This window comes from Sporosarcina sp. USHLN248, from assembly GCF_037144575.1.
GTDB lineage: Bacteria > Bacillota > Bacilli > Bacillales_A > Planococcaceae > Sporosarcina > Sporosarcina contaminans.
On record NZ_JBBCZC010000033.1, the window covers coordinates 27,153 to 45,560 of the forward strand.

Annotated in this window: 17 protein-coding genes; 16 read left to right on the forward strand and 1 reads right to left on the reverse strand. The window is 39.8% G+C overall.

Annotated elements, in window-relative coordinates:
* Positions 1-352 precede the first annotated feature (352 nt).
* The 13 genes from WFH04_RS13335 (at position 353) to rlmH (ending at position 15,536) form a co-directional block, all read left to right on the forward strand.
* Complete coding sequence (locus WFH04_RS13335; protein WP_336824548.1) at positions 353-1,291, forward strand: YybS family protein; 939 nt, start codon at positions 353-355, stop codon at positions 1,289-1,291.
* Between the two features lie 12 nt (positions 1,292-1,303).
* Positions 1,304-3,274 carry a DHH family phosphoesterase gene (locus WFH04_RS13340; protein ID WP_336824549.1) on the forward strand — a complete coding sequence of 657 codons (1,971 nt, stop codon included), beginning with the start codon at positions 1,304-1,306 and terminating at the stop codon, positions 3,272-3,274.
* A gap of 2 nt (positions 3,275-3,276) precedes the next feature.
* Positions 3,277-3,723: a 50S ribosomal protein L9 gene (gene rplI, locus WFH04_RS13345; RefSeq protein ID WP_336824550.1), complete on the forward strand. Its 447-nt coding sequence runs from the start codon at positions 3,277-3,279 to the stop codon at positions 3,721-3,723.
* An 18-nt stretch (positions 3,724-3,741) separates the two neighbouring features.
* Positions 3,742-5,097: a replicative DNA helicase gene (gene dnaB / locus WFH04_RS13350; RefSeq protein WP_336824551.1), complete on the forward strand. Its 1,356-nt coding sequence runs from the start codon at positions 3,742-3,744 to the stop codon at positions 5,095-5,097.
* A 245-nt stretch (positions 5,098-5,342) separates the two neighbouring features.
* On the forward strand, positions 5,343-6,797 hold the full coding sequence (locus WFH04_RS13355; protein WP_336824552.1) for a peptidoglycan DD-metalloendopeptidase family protein: 1,455 nt from the start codon (positions 5,343-5,345) through the stop codon (positions 6,795-6,797).
* 581 nt (positions 6,798-7,378) lie between these two features.
* A complete protein-coding gene (gene yycF, locus WFH04_RS13360; RefSeq protein ID WP_336824566.1) occupies positions 7,379-8,083 on the forward strand; it encodes a response regulator YycF in 705 nt (234 codons plus the stop codon).
* A 4-nt stretch (positions 8,084-8,087) separates the two neighbouring features.
* Positions 8,088-9,917 (forward strand): cell wall metabolism sensor histidine kinase WalK, encoded by a 1,830-nt coding sequence (gene walK, locus WFH04_RS13365; protein WP_336824553.1) that lies wholly within the window; start codon positions 8,088-8,090, stop codon positions 9,915-9,917.
* Entirely contained in the window at positions 9,908-11,236 is a 1,329-nt protein-coding gene (locus tag WFH04_RS13370; RefSeq protein WP_336824554.1) for a YycH family regulatory protein, read from the forward strand. The genes walK and WFH04_RS13370 overlap by 10 nt, the downstream gene beginning before the upstream one ends.
* On the forward strand, positions 11,223-12,050 hold the full coding sequence (locus WFH04_RS13375; RefSeq protein WP_336824555.1) for a two-component system regulatory protein YycI: 828 nt from the start codon (positions 11,223-11,225) through the stop codon (positions 12,048-12,050). The genes WFH04_RS13370 and WFH04_RS13375 overlap by 14 nt, the downstream gene beginning before the upstream one ends.
* Positions 12,051-12,063: 13 nt before the next feature.
* The gene (locus WFH04_RS13380) at positions 12,064-12,852 is read left to right on the forward strand and encodes an MBL fold metallo-hydrolase (protein WP_336824556.1); all 789 of its coding nucleotides are present in this window, start codon (positions 12,064-12,066) and stop codon (positions 12,850-12,852) included.
* 482 nt (positions 12,853-13,334) lie between these two features.
* Positions 13,335-14,630: a S1C family serine protease gene (locus WFH04_RS13385; RefSeq protein ID WP_336824557.1), complete on the forward strand. Its 1,296-nt coding sequence runs from the start codon at positions 13,335-13,337 to the stop codon at positions 14,628-14,630.
* Between the two features lie 182 nt (positions 14,631-14,812).
* Positions 14,813-14,977: a CxxH/CxxC protein gene (locus WFH04_RS13390; RefSeq protein WP_336824558.1), complete on the forward strand. Its 165-nt coding sequence runs from the start codon at positions 14,813-14,815 to the stop codon at positions 14,975-14,977.
* Positions 14,978-15,056: 79 nt separating this feature from the next.
* Positions 15,057-15,536, forward strand: coding sequence for a 23S rRNA (pseudouridine(1915)-N(3))-methyltransferase RlmH (rlmH, locus tag WFH04_RS13395; protein ID WP_336824559.1), 480 nt, complete (start codon positions 15,057-15,059; stop codon positions 15,534-15,536).
* Here rlmH and WFH04_RS13400 read toward each other — a convergent pair.
* Positions 15,438-16,778 (reverse strand): recombinase family protein, encoded by a 1,341-nt coding sequence (locus WFH04_RS13400; RefSeq protein WP_336824560.1) that lies wholly within the window; start codon positions 16,776-16,778, stop codon positions 15,438-15,440. The two genes, rlmH and WFH04_RS13400, sit on opposite strands and share 99 nt — an antisense overlap.
* A 238-nt stretch (positions 16,779-17,016) precedes the next feature.
* Here WFH04_RS13400 and WFH04_RS13405 point away from each other — a divergent pair, with 238 nt between their 5' ends.
* The 3 genes from WFH04_RS13405 (at position 17,017) to WFH04_RS13415 (ending at position 18,247) form a co-directional block, all read left to right on the forward strand.
* Positions 17,017-17,331, forward strand: coding sequence for a hypothetical protein (locus WFH04_RS13405; protein ID WP_336824561.1), 315 nt, complete (start codon positions 17,017-17,019; stop codon positions 17,329-17,331).
* Positions 17,332-17,518: 187 nt separating this feature from the next.
* On the forward strand, positions 17,519-17,824 hold the full coding sequence (locus WFH04_RS13410) for a P-loop NTPase family protein (protein WP_336824562.1): 306 nt from the start codon (positions 17,519-17,521) through the stop codon (positions 17,822-17,824).
* 210 nt (positions 17,825-18,034) lie between these two features.
* The gene (locus tag WFH04_RS13415) at positions 18,035-18,247 is read left to right on the forward strand and encodes a helix-turn-helix domain-containing protein (RefSeq protein ID WP_336824563.1); all 213 of its coding nucleotides are present in this window, start codon (positions 18,035-18,037) and stop codon (positions 18,245-18,247) included.
* Positions 18,248-18,408 lie beyond the last annotated feature (161 nt).

Genomic DNA, 18,408 nt, shown 5'->3' on the forward strand with positions numbered 1-18,408 from the left:
ACATGTAACCGCCTTGTGATACCGGGTTTCCGGAGAATCAAGGCGGTTTTTTCATTGTAGACGCTGCTGTGTTTTTGGTTAATCGGGGGCAATCATGATACAATTGTAACAACTATTTATTTAAATTCTGTAGTTGCGTTAGACTTCTATAAGTGACGGGATCGAGCCGATATCCTTCATAAGTTAGGAGGGGGAATTTAAATAATGCTTCCGGCGGATGTCATGTATTGAATGAGGTGAAGGAGTAAAATCGTTCACACAACATATAATCTCTAAAAAACTGACGCAATTACGCCGAGGAGTAATTGATGGATAAGGAAATTGTCCATTATCCGGATGGAGGAACTGAAAGATGCAAGACCCTACTAAGAAAATAACCTACGGTGCAATGATGAGTGCGTTGTTCACAATACTGCTTGTAGGTTCTTTTTATTTACCGGTAATTGGTGTACTGATGATGCTTTTCGTCCCGATTCCAATGATCCTATATCGTTTGAAGCATGACCGGACATCGTCAATATTTGTTGTATTGATTGCCATGGTGCTTTCTCTCATTCCGGGTGGGTTGCTCATATTGCCGACAGCAATCATATTTGGCTTCTTAGGATTCATTATCGGTGAACTTATCGTATTGAAAAAAACGAAGCTCTACATTTATATGGCTTCAGGTTTGTTCATGCTCGTGTCTCTGATCCTGTTATATATCGGATCGATATTCCTTTTCAACATAAATCCGATTGATGGATTAATGGCGTCAATGGATTCTGTCCAGCAACGTATGATGGAGATTTTCACTCTATATGGTGAGCTTCCAAAGGACTATGAGGAAGTCATTGAATCGGCATTTCAAACCTATAAGGCTGCTATACCAGCTCTATTCATTACATCTACCTATGTTTTTACATTCATGATCATTATGCCAAGTCTCGAGGTCGTTCGAAGAATGGGATTCGATGTACCGAAATTCCCACCTTTCAGAGAAATGAAGTTGCCTGTAGTAACAATTTTTGTTTATGGATTGCTTATATTATTGCCGTTTATAATGGATATGAAGGTCGAATCAACTATTTATTTGATCTACATTAATGCGACAATCATATTAAGATTACTTTTTTTACTGCAAGGGATTGCGCTCATCCATTACTTCATGCATAAGATGAAATTACCGGGTGTTGTCACGTTCTTTACAACTGTATTGGCGATACTTTTAAATCCCATTACTACTTTGTTAGGGATTGTTGACATAGGAATGAATATTCGTGCATGGATCGGAAAAGACAACTTGAAGTAAGGGGATGAGACAATGAGGTCATTTTTCAGAAAAAGAGCGATTCGCTACCCATTGGCTGTTTTATCTCTCCTTGGAATGATTGCAGCTGTCCTTTTATTTCTATCGAATTTTTGGGCGGGGCTTTTTTTTACAGTTCCATTCATAATGGCTATGGGGATTGCTTGGAAGCTTGAAGATCAGACCTATGTAGAAACAGAAAAACATATTGAATCGTTATCCTACCGCATGAAAAAGGTAGGGGAAGAAGCGTTATTAGAATTGCCGATTGCAATCATATTGGTAAATGAAAAGAATGTGATTGAATGGGCAAACCCATATGCAGTCGGGATTTTTGAAAAAGAAACATTGATTGGGGAAGAGTTGTTTCAGCTTTCCGAAACGTTTCAAGAAATTATAAACAAAGAAGAGGGAGAATTACCGCTTTTGAAAGTTGGTGATTTTTCTTATAAAGTGATTTATAGATCGGAAGAGCGATTGTTCTATCTATTCGATGTAACTGAAAAAGTAGAGATGGAATCACTTTATTATGAAGATCGGACCGTATTAGGCATTTTGCTTATCGACAACTACGATGAAATTGTCCAAACGATGGATGACCAGACAAGAAGCCAAATCAATTCGTTAGTAACGTCTCTCGTTAATGGTTGGGCGAACGAAAATGGCATTTTTGTTAAAAGGGTTGCATCGGACCGATTTTTAGCCGTTCTTAATGAGGCAATCCTTTCGAAATTAGAAGCGTCGAAATTCACCATTTTGGATGATATGCGTGAAAAAACAAATAAGCAAAGCACTGGCTTGACTTTGAGCATCGGGATAGGGACCGGTTCAGAACAGTTAACCGAATTAGGCGAATTGGCTCAGTCGAGTTTGGATCTTGTCTTAGGGCGTGGGGGCGACCAAGTTGCCATTAAACGTCCAGATGGCAAGCTGAAGTTTTTCGGCGGTAAAACGAATCCAGTCGAGAAAAGGACGCGCGTACGAGCACGTGTCATTTCACATGCCTTGCGCGATTTGATTCGCGGCAGCGATAAGGTTTTTGTTATGGGTCATAAGATGCCGGATATGGATGCAATTGGTGCTGCTATCGGCGTTCGTAAAATGGCCCGCATGAACAATGTGGAAGGCTATGTAGTGATTAATCCTGACGAGCTCGATGGAAGCGTTACAAGGCTAATGGATGAAATTAAGTCTGAGCCTGAATTATTTGAGCAATTCATTGATCCGGAAACCGCTATGGGCATGGTGACAGACAAATCGCTTCTTATTATCGTTGATACGCATAAGCCGAGCTTGGTGATTGATGAAAGATTGATCGGCAAAGCCGACAAGATAGTCGTCATCGACCACCATAGGAGAGGCGAGGAGTTTATTAACAATACAGTTTTAGTCTATATGGAACCGTATGCATCTTCGACAGCTGAATTAGTTACCGAACTGATCGAGTATCAGCCGAAGCATAAGAAGCTGACGATGTTAGAGTCGACTGCGTTGCTTGCCGGCATAGTTGTCGATACGAAAAGCTTCACGCTTAGAACGGGGGCAAGGACGTTTGAGGCGGCATCCTATTTGCGAACAAATGGAGCAGATACAGTATTAGTTCAACGGCTCTTGAAAGAGGATATTGAAACGTATATTGCTCGTTCGAAATTAGTGGAGACGGTAGAGTTATCACCTTCCGGCGTGGCAATTGTTAAAGGGGAGAATGACGTCGTATATAACCCAGTTCTAATTGCGCAAACCGCCGATATTTTATTGACAATGCAAGGCGTCATCGCTTCATTCGTCATTGCTCCACGTTTGGATGGCAAAATAGGCATCAGTGCGAGGTCATTAGGTGAATTGAATGTTCAGCTCATTATGGAGGAGTTGAGCGGTGGAGGTCATTTGACGAACGCAGCTTGCCAGTTAGACGTCGATACTGTAGAAGAGGCAGAAGAAAAACTGAAAGCAGTCATAGCAGATAAATTGGAAAGGGGAAATTGAAGATGAAAGTAATCTTTTTGAAGGACGTCAAAGGAAAAGGCAAAAAAGGCGAAGTGAAAGATGTATCTGTAGGATATGCACAAAACTACCTTTTGAAAAATAAATTGGCTGTTGAAGCAACACCAGGTAATTTGAGCCAATTGGAAGGACAGAAAAAACGTGCTGAAAAAGATGCTGCTGAAGAGCTAGCATCTGCGAAAAAACTAAAAGAGCAAATTGATAACATTACGGTTGAGATGAAAGCGAAGTCAGGCGAAGGCGGACGTCTATTTGGATCGATTACGACGAAGCAAATTGCCGATGCATTGGAGAAAAGCGAGAAGATTAAAGTGGACCGCAGAAAAATGGAATTACCGGATGCCATTCGATCTTTAGGCTATACAAATGTGCCAATTAAATTACACCCGGACGTTACAGCAACATTAAAAGTGCATGTGACGGAAGAGTAATGGGAAGCAGGGGCATAAATGGAACAAAGTTTTGATCGGGTTCCGCCGCATAATAACGAAGCGGAACAGTCTGTCATTGGTGCGATCTTTTTAGAGCCGCAAGCTTTGATTACGGCATCGGAAATTCTTTTGCCGGATGATTTCTATAGAACGGCCCACCGTAAGATTTTTGATACGATGCTCATTTTAAGCGATCGGGGACAAGCGATTGACGTTGTCACCGTAACGGAAGAGCTATCCGCCAAGAAAGAGCTTGAAGACGTAGGAGGCATTTCCTATTTGACGGAAATTGCCAATGCAGTGCCGACTGCGGCGAATATTGAATACTACGCTAAAATTGTTGAAGAGAAGTCGCTGCTAAGACGGCTCATTCAGGTGGCAACTTCCATAGTCGAAGATGGCTTTACAAGAGAAGATGAAGTAGAAGCTGTCTTATCCGAAGCGGAAAAAAAGATGATGGAAGTATCCAATCGAAAAAATGCCGGTGACTTCAAGCATATTAAAGACGTGTTGGTCGAAACGTATGACAATATTGAGCTTCTTCATACACGCAAAGGTGAAGTGACAGGAGTTCCGACAGGATTCCGTGATTTGGATAAAATTACTGCGGGTTTTCAACGCAATGATTTGATCATCGTTGCAGCCCGTCCTTCTGTCGGTAAAACGGCATTTGCATTGAATGTAGCACAAAACGTCGCAACGAAGACGGATGAAAATGTTGCGATTTTCAGTTTGGAGATGGGTGCTGAACAGCTTGTCATGCGGATGCTTTGTGCGGAAGGCAATATTGACGCACAAGTATTGCGGACAGGTAATTTGGAAGCTGAGGATTGGCGTAAGCTGACGATGGCGATGGGCAGTCTATCCAACGCTGGCATTTTCATTGATGACTCGCCAGGGATCCGCATTAACGAAATTCGTTCGAAATGCAGACGGCTCCAACAAGAGCACGGCCTTGGAATGATTATGATCGACTATTTGCAGCTCATTATGGGAAGCGGGCGCTCCGGCGAGAACAGGCAACAGGAAGTATCTGAAATCTCCCGTTCCCTTAAAGCGCTTGCCCGTGAACTAAAAGTACCTGTCATCGCACTTTCACAGCTTTCTAGGGGCGTTGAGCAGCGACAAGACAAGCGGCCAATGATGTCGGACTTACGTGAGTCGGGAAGTATTGAGCAAGATGCGGATATCGTTTCCTTCCTATATCGTGAGGACTATTACGATAAGGAAACAGAAAACCAAAATATGATTGAAATTATTATTGCGAAGCAACGTAACGGCCCGACAGGAACTGTAACATTAGCGTTTGCGAAAGAGTATAATAAATTCTTAAATATCGATTGGAGCCAACATCAAGCTCCTGTTCATGCATAAAGTAAAAGGCCTTCTCAACGGAAGTAAGTTATCCGTTCAGAAGGCTTATTATTTTGTTGAAAATTGTTTACTTTATACCAACATATGTAAGTTTTTTAAAATAATTGGTTGCAATACTACAAGTTTATTACAAATAGTTACAAAGCGCCAAGTAGGTATATAGATATGTTAAATTAAAGAGGCGTGAAAAAGCAGAAACATTGATAAACTGCTCTAATGATGTAGAACAGAAGGAGTCTTTAATCATGTCTTTCAACAAGGAAGTAAAAGAAGGAAACAGGAAGAGATGTAACTTCTATAGCACTATAAAAAAAATAGGGGTCGCTTCGGTATTATTTGCCGGTCTTGGCATTAGTTCTGGTTTTTCCGGTGAACAGGAAGGCATCCAAACGATCTATCATATCTATTCAGACGGGCAATATGTTGGTGAATTGGCAAACATTGATGACCTTGAAAAAATAAAAGAAGAGAAGATGAAAGAAGCGGTCTCCGAATATAAGAATCTTCCTCTGACAATCGGTTCGGATTTGTCTGTCGTCGAGGAAAAGGTGTTTTCAGTCGGAACGGATGACAGCCAAGTTCTTGGACAACTTCAAGATATGCTATCCGTGGAGGCGGAAGCAATGGGCATTAACATCGGCGGAGAAAGTGTACTTTACGTTAAAGACAAAGCCGCCTATGATGAAGTGATCAAAGAACTTAAATTGCAAACCGTTTCAGAAGAAGAACTAACTGAATTCGAAGCCCGCAAGCAATCTACTGAATCTTTACCACCTTTGAAAGAAAATGAAACACGTTTAGTCAATATTGAATTCAGTAAAGAACTACAAGCCGAGGAAGGCAAAACAGCGCCAGATGAAGTATTAGGCGTAGAAGATGCGTTGACTTTACTCAATAAAGGAACGCTGGAAGAAAAGAAGTATACAGTGCAGGCTGGAGATGTACTTGGGAAAATCGCCTCTGCACATAATATGAAGACGCAGCAATTGTTGGATTTGAATCCGAACATTACAGAAGACACACTTCTGCAAATCGGCGATGAATTGAATGTAACTGTTTTGGAGCCTTTCGTTGAAGTCGAAGCTCATTATGAAACTAAGAAAATAGAGCCGATTCAATATAAAAAGCTTACCGAGAAAGACGAAACAAAGTTTAAAGGTGAACAACGGGTTAAGCAGGAAGGAACAGACGGCAAAAAAGCAGTCACCCAAATTGTAAGGAAGAAAAACGGGACTGTAATCGGGAAGTCTGTTGCAGAGGAGCATGTCATAGTTGAACCTGTGCATGAAGTGACAGTGGTAGGGACAAAAGTAATTCCATCAAGAGGGACAGGTAACTTCGTCTGGCCTGCAGACGGCGGATATATTTCCAGCCAAATGGGCAAACGTTGGGGCAGAGTACATCAAGGGATCGATATCGCACGCCCGTCATCCCGTTCTATTTTTGCAGCGGATAATGGTGTTGTTACGCAAGTAGGTTATCATGGCACATATGGCAACCGAATTGTCATTACTCATAACAATGGCTATGAAACGTTATATGCCCATCTGTCATCGATTGAAGTGAAAGTAGGACAAACAGTACCACAAGGGACGAAAATTGGTGTGATGGGGTCTACAGGCCGTTCTACAGGTATGCATTTACATTTTGAAGTGTTGAAACATGGCTCTAATATTGATCCACTAAGTTTATTAAGATAAATAGAAAGGGGACGACAGTGTTGAGGTCGTCCCTTTTCGTATTGTTTTGGCGAAAATTGCCCGGGAAATATTTTATGCTTACGTAATGAAGGGGTTCATTCCGATAGCGGAGAATAGTAATAAGATGCAGTAGAGAAACCCGAGAAACGATAAGGTATCTACTGTATGGGAGGATAACTGTGTAGTGTAGTGGAATGAGGTATGATAGGTATGTGTCAAAGTTATGCATGTATTGAGAGGCATTGTATGCTTACTCAACTTTTATGAGTTAAGAAAGTCATGTTATGCTTGAACTAATGAGATGATGTGCGATCGTTGGACTTTAGCATAGTTAGAGTAAAGATAGCGAGTTCTATTGACTTTATGTGTTTTTGGATAATATTTTTGTGTAAGCACTGAAGTATCTCACTACACGATGCAGTTTAGATGTTTTTATATCAATTTATGAGTTCAAGAATCGTAGAACCGATTGGATTGGAAGACTTTGTTTTTACCGCTATCAATGCGCGGTGTTAATAAAAATGATAAAGTAAAAAGAAAATGACGAAGCGCCATACGGGCGGGAAAGGGAATTGATCATGATAGATAAAACGATTTTAGTCGTAGATGATGAAAAACCAATTGCTGATATATTAGAGTTTAATTTGAAAAAAGAAGGGTTCACAGTCCATTGTGCATATGATGGCGAAGAGGCTATAAAAAAAGTGGAAGAGGTACAGCCCGATATTATGCTGTTAGATATTATGCTGCCAAAACAGGACGGCATGGAAGTATGCAGGGAAGTGCGTAAAAAATATGATTTTCCGATTATTATGCTTACAGCGAAAGATTCGGAGATCGATAAAGTATTAGGATTGGAATTAGGTGCAGATGACTATGTGACGAAACCGTTTGGTACACGGGAGTTAATTGCACGTGTGAAGGCGAACTTGCGCAGACATTCTAAAACTTTGTCGGATGAACAGGAAGAATCGAACGAAATTACTGTCGGAAGCCTTGTCATTCAACCGGATGCTTATTTAGTCCAAAAGAGGGGCGAGTCGATTGAATTGACTCATCGAGAGTTCGAATTGCTTCATTATTTGGCAAAGCATATTGGACAGGTGATGACGAGAGAGCATCTTCTCCAAACAGTTTGGGGATATGATTATTTCGGCGATGTTCGGACAGTGGACGTTACGATTAGAAGGTTAAGAGAAAAAATTGAAGATACACCGAGCCATCCGACGTGGATTGTAACGAGACGCGGAGTAGGTTATTATTTGCGTGATCCAGAACAGGAGTAAAATTATGCAAAAGGTCGGTTTTTTTAAGTCCATCCATGTGAAATTTGTATTGATTTTCATCATGCTGATTATCGTGGCAGTGCAAATCATTGGGATCTATTTCGCGAGCAAATTAGAGCAGACGCTGAAAACGAATTTTACAAACTCCGTTATTGACCGCATGAACCTTGTAGAGTTTAGTGTGAGGGAAGAGTTATTGAAAGAACGGTCACCGGAAGATCCTACCCCTGAACAAAGTTTGAGGAGTATCCTTTCAGGGTTCAAATCAGATAACAACGACATTAACGAAATTCGAGTCATTAACCCTAAATATCGTATTTTAGCTACGTCCGTTTTAGAAAACCAATCTTTGGTTGGACAACGTTCAATGGATGATATCGTTCGGCGGTCAATTTCATCTGAATCATCCTATGACATGATCAACTATGACCCATCGACTGGAAAACGTGTCATGGTGCAAGTTCATCCGATTATGAACAACTCCGAAGTAATCGGAACACTATATGTGGCAGCGAATATTGAAACAGTCTATAAACAAATCGATGAAATCAATAAAATTCTTGCGGCAGGGGTACTCTTCTCCTTGTCTATTACAATTATTATTGGAATTTTCATCGCCCAGACATTTACAAGGCCGATATCAGATATGAGGCGGCAGGCACAAGCGATGGCTCAAGGCAACTTTTCAAGGAAAGTGCATGTTTATGGGAACGATGAAATGGGGCAATTGGCGATTGCATTTAATCATTTAACGAATCAGCTGCAAGAATCTCAATCAACTACAGAAGGAGAGCGGCGTAAATTGGCTTCCGTGTTGGAAAACATGACGGACGGTGTCATCTCCACGGACCGAAAAGGGCGTGTCAGCCTTATTAACGATTCGGCGCTCGGCATGCTGCGGGTGACAAGAGATCTTGTATTGAACCGGCCGATTACGAGCATTTTAGGTTTGGAGCAAGAGTATACTTTCGAAGACTTAATACAAGTGAAAGATTCGATTGCACTCGATTTCAGTACGGAAGACGAGCCCTATATTTTAAGAGCTACATTTTCCGTAACTCAAAGGGAGACCGGCTTCGTGAATGGGCTTATCGTCGTGTTGCATGACAATACGGAACAGGAAAAAATTGATATGGAGAGACGGGAATTCGTTTCCAATGTTTCGCATGAGTTGCGCACGCCGCTAACGACGATGCGTAGCTATTTGGATGCATTGGCGGAAGGTGCTTGGAAAAACGAGGATATCGCACCTTCTTTCTTGAATGTAACGCAAAACGAAACCGAGCGAATGATCCGGCTCGTCAATGATTTACTGAAACTATCGAGAATGGACAGCAAAGAGTATGAATTGAATACTGAATGGGTTGAATTTAACCATTTCTTTAATTCCATTATTGAGCGATTTGAGTTTTCAAAATCACAAAATGTCCATTTTAGACGTCTATTGCCACAATCAGATTTGTTTGTGGAAATCGACACGGATAAAATGACGCAAGTAATCGACAATATTATTTCCAATGCGCTGAAGTATTCGCCCGACGGAGGAGATGTCCGTTTTGGTGTAACAACTTCTGGTTCGTTCATTAAAGTGATGATTTCTGATGATGGGTTAGGAATCCCGAAAGCGAATGTCAATCGCATTTTTGATCGATTTTACCGGGCAGACCGTGCAAGATCGCGTGCAATGGGAGGTACGGGATTAGGACTTGCTATTGCGAAAGAAATGATTCTAGCGCATGGTGGGGATATTTGGGCGGAAAGTGAAGAAGGGAAAGGAACGACGATATTCTTCACATTGCCGTATGAACAACAAGAGGACGGTGAATGGGATTGAAATATATAGAGCCGATCAAATCGATCATTCTACTGTTGCTCGTCATTATGAGCATAACCTTCACCTTCTCCATTTGGACGTATAGCCCTCATCTTGAACCGATTGGAGAATTGCCCACTGTTGACATTTCAATCGGTGAAAGACTGCAAATAAAAGATATTATTAAACCTTACAAACTCACGATTCAATATGAGGATGGTTTAAAAGGGACAACCGATCTTCAGGATATCGAAAAAGTTACCAATGAAATGAGCAGATGGAAAATATCACAACTCACTTTAGTGGATAATGAAATGAATCGGGAAAAATTCAAGTCCTTCTTGGAGCAACCCAATCAATATACATTGTATTTTCATGGGCAAGTGCCGCTTCCTGTATATGATGAAATTTTAACGATTGAAGAAACCGATGTTCCCGAAAAGACCTTTGACTATATCGTTGTAACATGGGATCCAAAGAATATCGGGTTTGATGTGCATTTTATTAACCGGGAAGCAGGAAGTCATTATGAAGGAAAAGTTGTTGCCAAAGAACTGTTACAATCTTATCAGACAATTGTTACGGAAGGACAAGAGTTTCCAGAATACGAACAGCTGCAATTAAATGAACCGGTGTATATTGCTTTGCCATCGGAAGGCATACAAATGAAGAAAAGGACTTTCTATCAGGAAGAGATCAGCCCAACGCGTTTCCGGGATGCATTGTTTAACGATCCATATGCGGTTAGGAGAACTCAAGTAGGCTCCAATATCGAGGAGTTTGGTGATGATCATGCGTTAATGACGGTACACACCGACACAAAAACATTGAATTTTGTCCATCCTGCCGCAGAGAGCAGGGAAATGATAAGTGCAACAGAACTGTTGTTAGGTGTTTTCGATTCAATAAATGAACACGGTGGCTGGACAGACCAATTCAGATATACGTATATGAACCCTTATTCGAGATATGTGAAATTCCAGCTCTTCAGCAACGGTTATCCTGTGTATAGTGATAATTCAGGCTTAACTACTGAAATTACACAGACATTTGGAGAAGGGCGTGTTTTCCATTATATTCGTCCTTACTATACGTTGGACGGCCCGTTTACCGATGAAGACTACACTATGCCTTCCGGTACGGCAGTTGCTCAAATGTTAATGGAATCCGATAAATTGGATTTCAAGATGGTAGAGGAGATTACGGTTGGATATTATATGACGTATGACGCGGAAAGAAGAATTTTCATAATGGAACCGTCTTGGTATTATTTATTTAAAGGAGATTGGATCCGTTTCTCTCCAGAAAGTCTTGGAGGTGATCAAATTGGATTGGAGTAAAACGAAAACAATTTTCATTGTTGTATTTTCCATTTTGAACATCTTCCTTTATTCTTTATATTTGAGCCAGCATACAGAAGCGCAAAATTTGCAAGTTGCAGGCAAAACTTCGGTTGAAGAATTATTAAAGCAGGAGAATATTACATATAATCTCCCGCAGGTAGTCAAAAATAATTTCTCTTACGTCTCTGCCAATTCAGTTTCATTTTCAGCTGAAGATTTGGAATTACTTGAGGGACAAGATATTGAAATCGTTGACAGTACGAAATTGGAATCGACATTTCATATAGATGTCCCGATTCAAAATGCTAAAGGTGAATATATATTTGACGAGTTTAAAACGAAATATGTATGGCAAGGCGCCGAGTATGAGCTTTGGGAAGTTAATGAAGATGAAAAGAAGGCGCTCTTTTTTCAAAAAGCGAATGGTGAACCAATCTTTTATAGCTCAAACGCTATGTTGGTCATTCACTGGGATAATGACTATAAAGTGACTCATTATGAGCAGCGGCTATTGGAAGAGTTCATTAACTTCAACCGTAAAAAGGATTTGATCACACAGGATGAAGTGATCGGTTCATTAGCAACGCGCGGGTATTTAAAGCATGGTTCCGAAATAATTGGTGTCACTTTAGGTTATTCCACATTAGTCCAATTAACGGAAACCCAAGTATTTGCCCCGACTTGGAATATTCGTGTAAAATTAGAAGATGGAGAAATTGAGGATTACTTCATAAACGCAATTGAAGGTAAAGTGATCGATTTCCAGATGGATAGAGGGCAAGAGGAAGAAACGGATGAAGTCGAAGAATAAGGAGTTTTTATAAATGCGCTTTAGTGTTTTGGCGAGCGGGAGTACAGGGAATTCCGTTTATATCGAGACAGAGCAACATGCTTTTTTAGTGGATGCGGGACTTAGTGCAAAGCGGATGGAACAGCAACTTGAAAGCATCGGTCGATCGATGAAGCAAGTGAACGGCATCCTCGTTACACACGAGCATAGTGACCATATAAAAGGGATTGGCGTATTGGCGCGGCGTCACAAAGTACCCATCTATGCGAATGAAAAAACATGGCGAGCAATGGATGGACTCGTCGGAGAAATTCCGATGGAACAGCGATTTCACTTTGATATGGAGGCAACGATGTCATTCGGCACGTTGGACATTCAATCTTTTGCTGTATCACATGACGCAGTGGACCCTATGTTTTATGTATTCCATGAAAATGGCCGCAAGCTATCGATCATTACAGATACAGGTTATGTGAGCGATCGCATGAAAGGTCATATTGCTGGATCGGATGCATTTGTCTTTGAGAGCAACCATGATGTCGGCATGCTGCAAATGGGGCGCTATCCTTGGTCCGTCAAGCGGCGCATCTTAAGCGATGTTGGACATGTGTCCAATGAAGATGCAGCGGTAGCGATGAGCGAAGTCGTTGCGCAAAAAGAAACGATGATCTACTTATCACATTTAAGTAAGGATAATAATATGAAAGACTTGGCGAGGATGAGTGTTTCGCAAACATTGGAAACATGCGGCATCCGTACAGGCGAATATGTCCATCTGTTTGACACCGACGCAGAAAAGCCGACTGAACTTGTACCTGTCTAAGTAGGAAGAAAAGTAATCGCACCATTGAATGTTAGACAGGCCTAACATTCGGTGGTGTTTTTTTGATTGTTGGATAGTGGGAGAATCAGTGGTGCTTGTAGATGTGCATCTTCAAAGAATTGATTTGCGCCAGTATTTATTGTGTTTACGCCAGAAACGGATTGTTTTGCCAGTATTTATTGTGTTTACTCCAAAAACAGATCAGTTCACGCCAGTATTTATTATATGTGCGCCAGAAAATGAGTAGCTTGCGCCAGTATAGTAACGCTAAAAAGGCATTCCTAAACGTTTTGGACATGTAATGTTTCGCTTGCAATAAGTAACGCTGCACTTATCTACATAAAACCTGTCCTTCATTACAACCTAAAGCAAGATCTTCACAAATCTTTTTCTGGATTATGAATGAAATGACGGCAAATATAATTGAATTACAATTTAAATGGGTAAAGTAAAAGTAACTGCCTACAGAAAGGGAGAGGAAAATGGACGAATACAACAAAGAGCCGCGTCGGGAGGAAGAACCTGTTGTTCCTGAACAAGATTCTGAACAAATTTCAGAACATAATTTTGAACAAAAAAACCATGAAAATGAACCAAATCATATGAGAGAGAGACCGGTGAAGCGGCGCGGTGGTTTTTTGCCTTCTCTCCTTGGCGCCGTTATTGGAGGATTGCTTGTCTTTTTATTAATGAATGCAATTGCGGGAAATAATGAGGAGACGCCTTTAGTTGATAATGTAAAGAGCAATGAAAATGCGCTGCAAAAAGAGCAGCTGTCTGTCGATATTAATACAGATATTACGGAAATCGTCGGAGAAGTGACGGATGCAGTAGTCGGTATTACGAACTTGCAAACAGTCCGTGATTTTTGGTCGTCCTCTGAAATGACGAGAGAGACAGGCTCAGGTTCAGGAGTCATTTATAAGAAATCGGGAGATAAAGCTTATATCGTTACGAATCATCACGTCGTCGAAAATGCACAAGAGCTTGAGATTACTTTTGATGACGGGACGAAAGTGGATGGGAAATTAATCGGAAGCGATTTGTGGACAGACTTGGCTGTTGTCGAAATTGATGCGAAGCACGTAAAATCTGTCATTAAATTTGGCGATTCAGATGCATTGAAAAGAGGAGAAACAGTCATAGCGATCGGAAATCCATTAGGTCTTGGTTTTGCAGGATCCGTAACAGTTGGCGTTGTATCCGGTAAAGACCGTTCCATCCCGATTGATTTCGATAATAATGGCAGTGTAGATTGGCAGGCGGACGTTCTGCAAACTGATGCAGCCATCAACCCAGGAAACTCTGGCGGCGCGCTCATTAATATGGCTGGACAACTTGTTGGCATCAACTCCATGAAAATTTCAGAAGCTACTGTTGAAGGAATCGGTTTGGCAATTCCAATCAATATTGCTATCCCGATTATCGACCATCTTGAAACGACAGGCACAGTAAATCGTCCGACAATGGGTGTCAGCTTGTTGAATCTTCAAGATATCCCAACGCACCAGCAACAAGAAGTATTGCACTTGCCAAAAAATATAACGGGCGGTGTAGTCGTAACGGAAGTTTTCCAAAACACGCCTGCACAAGCAGCGGGAGTGCAACGATACGACGTTATAGTGGAAATGGATGGAGAGAAAATCGAGGATATGGTTAGCCTTCGCAAACATTTATATAATGAAAAAGAAGTTGGTCAAACGATGAAAATGAAAGTTTATCGAAACGGCAAACCGTTGGACATTGAAATGGTACTCAAAGACGGCAATACTTTTTAAAAATAGAGCGTTCATGTTACAATTTTTACACACACTCTACAAAAAATTATCCACATTGGGCAGGGTAGCGGAACATCGGCTCTCCTGCCTGTTTTTTTGCCCTCCAAAAAGCAATGTGGATAAAAAACCTGAATTTGTGCATAACTTTGTGTAAAAAATAAAAATGGAAAGAAGGAGTTAAAATGAAAACATATAGCTGTCAAACCCATATAAATCATGCACTTGACGTTTTCGTCGCAAACTATGAAACATTTCCAATCATGAAAGAGTTAAATGAAGACGAAAAGTTATCCACAAAGTGTAGCTACTGTGAGGAGCTTGCTTTGTATATTGTGGCGAACGAATAATCGGACACAATATGTAGATAAGTATTGTGGATATGTGCATAAGTCCTGTTTATAACTTTTAAAAAGGAGTGGACAACCTGTGAATATTACAATTGTTACAGTAGGCAAACTAAAAGAAAAATATTTGAAAATGGGCATCGACGAATACGCCAAACGATTAGGCGCCTACGCCAAAATCGACCTCGTTGAAGTCCCTGACGAGAAAGCACCCGAATCGTTAAGCGAAGCAGATATGGAAATCGTTAAGAAAAAAGAGGCGGACCGCATCTTGGCGAAAATTAGCCCCGATGCATACGTCATAGCGTTAGCGATTGAAGGAAAGATGAAAACAAGCGAAGAATTGGCTGAAGGAATGGAATCATTGATGACATACGGCCGAAGCAAAGTCGTTTTTGTTATCGGCGGATCTCTCGGATTACATAAAGACGCACTGAAGCGGGCGGATGAATTGCTGTCGTTCTCAAAAATGACGTTTCCGCATCAGCTGATGAAGTTGGTATTGTTGGAGCAGATTTATCGTGGGTTTCGGATTATGCGGGGGGAACCGTACCACAAATAGAGGCAAAAAAAGTTGAAGATAAGGTGGTAATTCATTGTCAGAGGCGGGTATTGAAAATGTATGTTCATTATCCGTTTCTCGATATAGCAAATGGATAAGTATAAAGCTTTTGGATATATTCATTTCAGTAAAATAAAATTCAAGTTCTATGTTTTTAATTGTTCTGGATCTATCTTTTCGTTTGATTGTAATATTAGCAATTAATAACTGTAATAATTGCTTTTGTTTTTCTCTAGATGACTTCTTATAAACTGATAGGAATTTTTTTAGTGATTTTTCAATCAAATCTGGTTGAATTACTTTTGAATCGACAGAACCTAATTGTATTATAAGCTCATTTTTCTTTTGTTCTAACTGTAACCGTTCTTGTAGAATATCAACAGGGAGAGTGTTTTTCTCGAAGGCTTCCATATACCTTGTTTGTAATTGTTCAATTTCCTTTAATTGCTTTTCAATCTCCCCTAATTCTTTATTAAGCTGAGTTATCGTATGAGCAGAACTAGTACTAATATCAGTGATTGTTTTATATAACCTTTTCCAATTAGGATTAAAGTGTTCAATTTTCTTGATAACCGTATCTTCTGCTTCATAAGTTTTAATAGAATTAGCTTTACAAGCAGCAGAACCTTTATTATGGAAATCACTACAGACGTAATAACGATGTTTTTGTTTCGTACCGTCTTTACGTGTATATGTTGTAATCGAAGGGACCATACCCTGTCCACAATCAGGACAGCGTAAAAGGCCACTAAGCAGGAATGGTTCGTTTGATTGGCGTTGCTTAAATGATTTACTTTTTCTCCTCGCTTGTACAACGCTCCATAATTCATCCGAAATAATAGGTTCATGCTTTCCTTCTACTAGAATCGGATTTGGATTTTTTCCCTTTCTACGTTTGGAATCCCAGTTTTCAAACTTTAGCCAACTTATCTTACCGATATATATTACATTGTTTAGGATCTGTGCTACCCCATTGATGGAGAAATAACGATTACGCTTAGTCTTATACCCGGCTTTATTTAAGTGGTTAGAAATCGCTCTTAGTCCTTTACCATCTGCATACATATGATAGATTAATTGTACTACTTCAGCTTCTTTTTCATTGATAACTAGTTGCTTCTTAACAGTGTCATATCCAAATACAACTCCACCGTTCCATCTCCCTTCCAAGGCCCTCTTTTTCATTCCAAGCTTAACATTTTCGGCTAATGTGTTTCGCTCCATTTCAGCGATTGAGGCCATAATTTGAAGTACTAAGCGAACCTTCTTTTGCTTGTTCCTCTGTGCTTACGCGGGCGTAGATAGCCACTCTTTTAATTTCTATTACCATATTTGTCCTCCTTTCAGCTTTATATTACTATGAAAATAGTGGAAGGGGAAAATGGAGTTTATTAAATAGTTTATGTTGATTATCAATAATTAACTTTGCTTATTTAAAAAAGATAACCTAGTTGAAGTATTGTGATAGTGGAGGGGTCTTATGGATAATAATCAGAGAGAAAAGTATATTAAAGAAAATCCAATTGATTATGTCAAATTTTTAGAAGCCCTAGATTACTTTCCTAATGATGCATTTAATACAATTTACAAAGTCATTAAGTTATATGTGCCAAATGAAGTTTTTAAGTATTATTCTCTGACAGATAATGAGGAACTTAATAATATGAAATTCTCAACATTAGAAAATAGAGAGGTATATTTGTCCTATGCGACTGATTTTAATGATCCCTTTGACAATCGTTCCTATTATTATGTGCTAAGAAAATTGCTACAAGTTATGTTGAGCAATATTTAGAGATGGAGGATATGGGTAAAGGGCTATACTTTTACAGTAATACAAAAGGCTCTGGAAAAACGCTTCTATCAATTGCCATTACCAATGAACTCATCATCAAGTATAAGATCAAGTCAATGTATATTTCGGTAGTAAATATGCGCATTCATTTTCTAACAATGACCCTAAAAGGAACTTTTATAATTTAATGGAGTCCTTTAAGCAAGCACCAGTATTAGTAATGGATGATTTAGGTGTTGAGAAAACAACAGGTTGGTCAGAGGAAATTTTAACACAAATTTTAGATGAGCGAATGAGTTATAAAAGACCAACTATTATTACTTCGAATATGTCAATACGGTTACTCCAAAAGAAGTATCCTGCTGGGAGAATAAAAAGCCGTATTGAAAAGATGACATACCCAGTTGTTATGCCTGAAGCGAGTGTAAGAGAAATAATATCTAAAAAGGAAAATGAAAAAATAGCAATGATGTTTCTAAGTGAAGTGGATTAATGTGTTTGATCTCTTAAAATATAGAAAAAGATTGTTAGAATATAGTTGTTACGGTTAAAAAATAGAATTGAATATAGGTCTAATAAGGGAAAACCCCATTTCTATAGAGTGACAGCGATGTTGTGTATGCTGCAGTCTTTTAAAGGTGGTTTTCTCTTTTTATTTATCTTTAAGAACACGCATTTAACAAAAGGAGGGGAAAATTAAAACATGAAAATCATTGTTAAAGATTCCGATAAATTACGAGCAATGTTAATTGAAAAGGGATTTTCTCAACGTGGGTTTTCGAGACATACCGGATTAAGTGAAAATTACTTTAACCAAATTGTTAATCATAAGAAAAACCCTAGCCCAGCGGTTGCAAAGAAAATATCTCAGCAATTAGGTCTGGAATTTCAAGATATTTTTCAGATTGAAAAATAAAGAGAGCGAGAAGAGATTGTAAGTTCAATCTTATAGAGTGCATCTATAGATTGGATTGTCAACACTAAACTGCACAAAAGTTTTAAGGTCTGCCTGCGTTTGCAGTTGCGACTTGACAGCGAGCCTCTACGGGCATGACTTCCGAGCCAGGACGCCAGCTT

Bases quoted from the DNA above. Each gene is read 5' to 3' on its own strand.
- WFH04_RS13415 (WP_336824563.1), top strand. From the start codon at position 18,035: ATGAAAATCATTGTTAAAGATTCCGATAAATTACGAGCAATGTTAATT.
- WFH04_RS13370 (WP_336824554.1), top strand. From the start codon at position 9,908: ATGGGATTGAAATATATAGAGCCGATCAAATCGATCATTCTACTGTTG.
- WFH04_RS13390 (WP_336824558.1), top strand. From the start codon at position 14,813: ATGAAAACATATAGCTGTCAAACCCATATAAATCATGCACTTGACGTT.
- WFH04_RS13340 (WP_336824549.1), top strand. From the start codon at position 1,304: ATGAGGTCATTTTTCAGAAAAAGAGCGATTCGCTACCCATTGGCTGTT.
- WFH04_RS13405 (WP_336824561.1), top strand. From the start codon at position 17,017: ATGGATAATAATCAGAGAGAAAAGTATATTAAAGAAAATCCAATTGAT.
- WFH04_RS13385 (WP_336824557.1), top strand. From the start codon at position 13,335: ATGGACGAATACAACAAAGAGCCGCGTCGGGAGGAAGAACCTGTTGTT.
- WFH04_RS13400 (WP_336824560.1), bottom strand. From the start codon at position 16,778: ATGGCCTCAATCGCTGAAATGGAGCGAAACACATTAGCCGAAAATGTT.
- WFH04_RS13380 (WP_336824556.1), top strand. From the start codon at position 12,064: ATGCGCTTTAGTGTTTTGGCGAGCGGGAGTACAGGGAATTCCGTTTAT.
- WFH04_RS13410 (WP_336824562.1), top strand. From the start codon at position 17,519: ATGGAGTCCTTTAAGCAAGCACCAGTATTAGTAATGGATGATTTAGGT.
- rplI (WP_336824550.1), top strand. From the start codon at position 3,277: ATGAAAGTAATCTTTTTGAAGGACGTCAAAGGAAAAGGCAAAAAAGGC.
- dnaB (WP_336824551.1), top strand. From the start codon at position 3,742: ATGGAACAAAGTTTTGATCGGGTTCCGCCGCATAATAACGAAGCGGAA.
- WFH04_RS13355 (WP_336824552.1), top strand. From the start codon at position 5,343: ATGTCTTTCAACAAGGAAGTAAAAGAAGGAAACAGGAAGAGATGTAAC.
- WFH04_RS13335 (WP_336824548.1), top strand. From the start codon at position 353: ATGCAAGACCCTACTAAGAAAATAACCTACGGTGCAATGATGAGTGCG.
- walK (WP_336824553.1), top strand. From the start codon at position 8,088: ATGCAAAAGGTCGGTTTTTTTAAGTCCATCCATGTGAAATTTGTATTG.